The sequence below is a fragment of the Leisingera sp. F5 genome (assembly GCF_001593695.1).
The window spans coordinates 1-4,551 of the sequence record NZ_LUKH01000161.1 but is presented as its reverse complement, the minus strand read 5'-3'; the positions used below and the strand labels follow the sequence as shown (position 1 = coordinate 4,551).

3 protein-coding genes, 1 tRNA gene and 1 pseudogene are annotated in these 4,551 nt (G+C 60.5%); 1 reads left to right on the top strand and 4 read right to left on the bottom strand.

Features of this window, described 5'->3' with window-relative positions; translation table 11 throughout:
* Both A2I95_RS26365 and dapF read right to left on the bottom strand, forming a co-directional pair.
* Nucleotides 1–928: MiaB/RimO family radical SAM methylthiotransferase (locus tag A2I95_RS26365; protein WP_291734676.1), on the bottom strand; the 928-nt coding region annotated here is incomplete at its 3' end.
* A complete protein-coding gene (gene dapF, locus A2I95_RS26360) occupies nucleotides 925–1,767 on the bottom strand; it encodes a diaminopimelate epimerase (RefSeq protein ID WP_291734673.1) in 843 nt (280 codons plus the stop codon). The genes A2I95_RS26365 and dapF, both read right to left, overlap by 4 nt.
* A gap of 187 nt (nucleotides 1,768–1,954) precedes the next feature.
* On the opposite strand from dapF, the gene A2I95_RS26355 reads away from it, so the two are divergent.
* Nucleotides 1,955–2,030: transfer RNA gene (locus A2I95_RS26355), tRNA-Lys, on the top strand.
* A gap of 769 nt (nucleotides 2,031–2,799) precedes the next feature.
* On the opposite strand, the gene A2I95_RS26350 is transcribed toward A2I95_RS26355, so the two are convergent.
* Together A2I95_RS26350 and A2I95_RS26345 are read right to left on the bottom strand one after the other, a co-directional pair.
* Nucleotides 2,800–3,834, bottom strand: coding sequence for an ACP S-malonyltransferase (locus A2I95_RS26350; RefSeq protein WP_291734672.1), 1,035 nt, complete (start codon nucleotides 3,832–3,834; stop codon nucleotides 2,800–2,802).
* Nucleotides 3,831–4,457 (bottom strand): annotated as a pseudogene (locus tag A2I95_RS26345) (transketolase C-terminal domain-containing protein); the annotation flags it as partial. The pseudogene A2I95_RS26345 and the gene A2I95_RS26350, both read right to left, overlap by 4 nt.
* Between the last annotated feature and the right edge of the window lie 94 nt (nucleotides 4,458–4,551).

The window sequence follows — 4,551 nt, the reverse complement described above, 5'->3', positions numbered from 1 at the left end:
CGAAATGGGCGTCGGTTTCGGTCGGGAAGCCCGCGATGATGTCTGCGCCAAAGGTCATCTCCGGGCGCAGGCGCCGGGCCTCCTCGCAGAAGGCGATGGCGTCGCCGCGCAGGTGCCGCCGCGCCATGCGCTTGAGGATCAGGTCGTCGCCGTGCTGCAGCGACAGGTGCAGATGCGGCATTAGGCGCGGTTCAGTGGCAATGGCTTGCATCAGATTCTCATCCGCTTCAATCGAATCGATCGAGGAGATGCGCAGGCGGGGCAGGTCCGGCACCAGCTTTAGAATGCGCATCACCAGATCGCCCAAACGCGGCTGCGCAGGCAGATCAGCGCCCCAGGAGGTGAGGTCCACTCCGGTCAGCACCACCTCATTATAACCCTTGTCCACCAGGCGCTTGATCTGGTCGATCACCACGCCTGCAGGGACGGAGCGGGAGTTGCCGCGGCCATAGGGGATAATGCAGAAGGTGCAGCGGTGATCGCAGCCGTTCTGGACCTGCACATAGGCGCGGGATCGGGTGCCGAATCCGTCGATCAGATGGCCTGCGGTTTCCGTCACCGACATGATGTCGTCGACCTGCACCTTTTCCGTGGTGCCAATGAAGTCCGGGCCCTTGGCGATCTGCTGCCAAGTCTCGGCCTGCATTTTTTCAGTGTTGCCGATGACGCGGGTGACTTCTTCCATCGCGGCAAAGGTGTCCGGTTCGGTCTGGGCGGCGCAGCCGGTCACGATGATGGGCGCCTCTGGGTGTTCCCGGCGCAGCTTGCGGATTTCCTGGCGTGCCTTGCGCACCGCCTCTGCGGTCACCGCGCAGGTATTGACGACCACAGCCTTCTCAAGGCCCGCCTGCTGGCTCAATTCCTTCATCGCCTCGGTCTCATAGGCGTTGAGGCGGCAGCCAAGGGTGGTGAACTTGGGTACGCTCATTTCAGTGTCTCCAGAAATTCGCGTGTGAAGCTGCCGTCGAACACATGCATGGTTGGGCCGGTCATCCAGACTCCGTCTTCCGCCCAGTTGATCCACAGGGTGCCGCCATCGAGATCAACCTGCACCTTGCGCCCTGTCAGCCCGCGGCGGGCCGCAGCAACGGCTGTGGCGCAGGAAGAGGAGCCGGAGGCCAGTGTCACCCCCACACCGCGCTCCCACACGCGCATGCGGATGCGGTCGGGGCCAGTCACCTGGGCAACTTGCACATTGGTGCGCTGGGGGTACAGGGGGTGATGCTCGTAGCGGGGGCCGAATTCTTCCAGCGGAATGATCGTGGCATCCTCGACAAAGAATGTGCAGTGCGGGTTGCCCATGCCAGTTGCAGCAGGGCCGCCTTCAATGGGCAGTTCCAATGTATCCGCGTCTTCGGCCAGCGGGATGTCCTGCCAATCAAGCTGTGGCTGTCCCATGTTGACAGACGTAAGGCCATCGCCGGCATCGCGTGCATAAAGGTCGCCGCGATCGGTGGTCAGATGCAGCTCGGACTTGCCGCTTTCCAGGACCAGATGGCGGGCAATGCAGCGGGTGGCGTTGCCGCAGGCTCCGGACGTGGATCCGTCGGCGTTATAGAAGGTCAGATGTGCGTCCCCGGCGCCGTCCGAGATGACGGTCAGCTGGTCAAATCCCACGCCGAACCGGCGGTGGGCAATTCCCTTGGCCATCGCCGGGGTGATGACGATGTCCTGCGCGCGCGCGTCAACAACAACAAAGTCATTGCCCAGCCCGTGCATCTTCATGAAGGGGAGTGCGGTATCTGCTTGGGTGTTCATTCCGGGCATATAGACCTGCGCTGCAGATGAATCCAGTCTTCGGTGAGAAAAGTTGAAAAAAGGGGTTGACCCCCCGCCGCACTGGCCCTAGATACGCCGCCTATCGGGACAGCATGACACAGGCTGCCAGGCAGTTCCGAAGCGAAATAAGTGCTTGATCCTCTTGGAGAAAACGCTTAGACAGCAACGAAGAAGTGGGCCGTTAGCTCAGTTGGTAGAGCAACTGACTTTTAATCAGTAGGTCGTTGGTTCGAACCCAACACGGCTCACCACTTCCTTCAATAAAAAGACAAGCACCTGCCACCTTAGTGAGCGAAAGCTACGAGAGTGGCGCGGTTTTTGGTGCAAAAAACAGTGCAAATCTCCCCGAAAGCTCCCTAAACCGGATGACAACCAACATTGCTAACAAAGTGGTGAGTCTGGCGTCTGTTCAAAGGGTCCAAAGTGCTAAAAGTATTCGCTGGCAAGCTCAGATTCGCCGCAAGGGTTACGAGCAGTAGCCGGCTTACTTTATCGCAAAAGCGATGCTGAAGCTTGGGTCGGGCAGATCGAAGCGGAAATCAACGCTGGGAAGATACCGGTAGGATCCGAGGCCGTTTTTCGAACGCGACTGTGAACCGCTATTGGTCGCGCTCCATCAAGCCCTCAAAGTTACTGTTCGGGAGTATGGGTGGCTGGAACAAAATCCCATGAAGCGGATCGAGAAACTGAAGGAGCCGCAAGGCAGGGTAAGATATCTGAACACAGCAGAGCGGGGGCATTTTTCGAGGCATGTGCCGGGAGTGAAAATCCGTTTTTGGAGACAATTGTTCTGATCGCTATAACGACAGGTTTGCGCCGGCAGGAAGTCCTTGGGCCGGATTGGAGCAGGGTGAAGACGGCGATGATCCACACTCATTGATTGCTGCTCAATCAACTGCCGGGCAGCGGATGGCCTTGGCCGTCATGTTAAAGCGGGTCAGGCGATCTTTGCAGACGATACGCCCAAGGCTGTTTTGCCTGCATCTTTGATACAGGCAAAAGACGCGGGATACTTCTGGATCAGCCGCTTACCGATGACCGCTGTGCGTCATCCCCCATGGAGATCAACAGCGGATCCTCCGCTTGCCGCGCTTTAAAACCCGCCTTTCCAATCACCCCTTTCCAACTGATTTGTGCCAGGGATTGGGCCACGGCGCCGCCCAGTGTGGTGCCGGGGCCGGTCACGATGAACAGGTCCGGCGCAAATTCATAAGCTGCATTCTGCACCGCGCGGGTGAAGTCATAGGCCTCCACCACCTGACGCCCAAGCGTGTAATCCCACAGCGCCTGTTTATCCGTGGCACCCGGCCACCAGATCTGCCCGCGGCCATCGATCAGCGGCACATCCGGCTGAGAGAACATCTCGGCACTCAGCCGCTTGCGCCCCTCGGCTGCCACCGGTGCTTGCAGCGCTGTATGGAACGCGGCATGGTTGGCCAGCCGCATGGGGAAGCGGTCGTCCAGCACTGGCACCGCCGCCTCAAACGCTGTCAACCCGGCCTCATTCCCGGCCAGCACCAGCATTCCGCCCAAGTCAATCGACAGCCCCAGATCATGCTCCTCGCGCGCATTGATCTCTGCCGCCAAGTCCAGCAGCTCGGTCTTGCGGCGCGGGTTATCCTGCCAATCCGGACCTGCAAAGGGATAGACCAGCTGGCCGCCGATCAGTTGCTGCTGCATCAGCGTGCCCATGGTGTTCACCACCTTGAACCCATCTGCCGCGCTTAGCGCTCCGGCTGCCGCCAGCGCGGTGTACCAGCCCATGGAATTGCCGGTAACCGCGACAATTTCAATGTCATCCGCCAGCGACTGCGCATCCGCCAGCGTTGAGGCATAGATCAATGGCGATGCAATATCCCCGCGGGAGTACTTTGACACCGAAAACCGGGTTGCCCCGTCCAACGCCGTGACTTCCTCCTGCCCGGCGTCCTTTCGCTGCGCATCAAATCCGGCGAACAGCGCCGCCTTGTCCGCATGGTGACGGTGCAGGTACCCCAGCTCCGCCTTGTTGTAAGTGCCCCGTCCCGGGCAGATCAGAACAGCCGTGCGGGTCATGACTTGCCTCCTGCCAGCTTCAAAGCAGCTGCAACAATACTCTCCTTCGACGGCAGCGTGGCACCATAGGCCGGTCCTGTGGCAATGAAACAGTCACTGGCCGCCACCCGCGCCGTTGGGGCATCGCCTTGTTCCGCAAACAGTGCCATCAACGCCTCTGACAGACTCCCGGTGATGCGGCATTCATCGACGACCAGCACATGCCTGCAATCTTTTACCGCCTCCAACAGCGCCGCCTCCGGCAACGGTGCCAGCCAGCGCAGATCCACAATCCGCGCGTCCACTCCCTGGGGCGCCAGTTCCGCCTGCGCCTGGGCCGAGAGATACCTTCCATTGCCATAGGTCACGATGGCCAGATCGGTGCCTTCCCCCTGCACACCCGCTTCGCCCAAAGCGATCCGCCGGTCCGGCGAGGGGTAAGTCCGCATCCAGCCGCCATCCTTCGCCTCATGCAGGTCCCGCATCGGATACAGCGCAATCGGTTCCACAAAGACCACCACCCGCTGCTCCTCGCGCGCCAGCCGCACCGCCTCGCGCATCATCATTGCAGCCTCAGCCCCATCTGAGGGACAGGCAATCACAATTCCAGGAATATCCCGCAGCACCGCCAGAGAGTTGTCAGAGGCGTTGATGGCACTGTTTGCGGAACAAGGCGATGCCCCAACGGCGCGGGTGGCGGCCAGTGACTGTTTCATTGCCACAGGACCGGCCTATGGT